Raw genomic sequence first — 234 nt, 5'->3', positions numbered from 1 at the left:
TGACGAGCAGCTATTCTTCAGCAGGAGAAAGGAGGGAACGGAATGCTTAAAAAAGCCATTTGGAGCGGGCTGTTTGTCGTGCTGACTTCGGGGTGCGGCATTAACCGCTTTTACGTGAACGTGCAGGCGACCCACTGGGAAAGGAATTCCGAGGCCGTTCAGGGGGCTTATGAGAAAACGACGATGACCAAGGCTAACCGGGACGAAGCTTTTCACGGAGCCCGCTCCTATGAA

The 234-nt window shown here is 53.8% G+C and carries 1 pseudogene; it reads left to right on the top strand.

The features are described from left to right. Positions 1-42: 42 nt before the first annotated feature. Positions 43-234: pseudogene (locus tag KVT34_RS31275) on the top strand (DUF5590 domain-containing protein); the annotation flags it as partial.

The sequence above is a fragment of the Paenibacillus sp. GbtcB18 genome (assembly GCF_019091125.1).
Classification (GTDB): domain Bacteria; phylum Bacillota; class Bacilli; order Paenibacillales; family NBRC-103111; genus Paenibacillus_F; species Paenibacillus_F chitinolyticus.
This window is presented reverse-complemented; position numbering and strand designations above follow the sequence as displayed.